This window comes from Oleiphilus sp. HI0061, assembly GCF_001635675.1.
Window position 1 is genome coordinate 1 of sequence record NZ_LWFE01000755.1, and the last position, 589, is coordinate 589.

Below are 589 nucleotides of genomic sequence, written 5' to 3' on the forward strand. Positions count from 1 at the left end.
TCGATACTCCCAAGAGACCGAAGCAGCTAAGCGCTCTACATACGTAAACGCTGTATCAACATCTTTACTTAGGTAAGTCAGCCCTGCTTTGAAACGGCCATCAAAGATGAAACACTGGTGATATAATTCCGCCATATAAAGTGATTGAGCACTCAGAGCAACCCCATTTCCTCTGACGCCACCATCTTCATTTAACTGTAAATAGCTGGCACGCGCACTCCAAAGTGAGCCACCACCATTTTGAAGACTCATTCCGAAGGACAAAACCTCTGAGTCATTATCAAAACTAGCACCAAGCGTACGCCCATGATAGCGATAGCCACTTTCATAAAGACTATGTTCATAGGTGGTATTATAAAATACCGTCTCAAAACCATCCGCAATGGTATTTGCGTATTCCAACTCGTACTTTATGAAAGTGGCTATCGCTATCATGGGCGTACGCTTGGTGCTAGTTTTGATAATGACTCAGAGGTTTTGTCCTTCGGAATGAGTCTTCAAAATGGTGGTGGCTCACTTTGGAGTGCGCGTGCCAGCTATTTACAGTTAAATGAAGATGGTGGCGTCAGAGGAAATGGGGTTGCTCTGA

The 589-nt window shown here is 44.5% G+C and carries 1 protein-coding gene; it reads right to left on the reverse strand.

All coding sequences use genetic code 11. The annotated features are described in order from the left end of the window. Window positions 1-435: capsule assembly Wzi family protein (locus tag A3735_RS09310; RefSeq protein WP_197485793.1), on the reverse strand; the 435-nt coding region annotated here is incomplete at its 3' end. Window positions 436-589 lie beyond the last annotated feature (154 nt).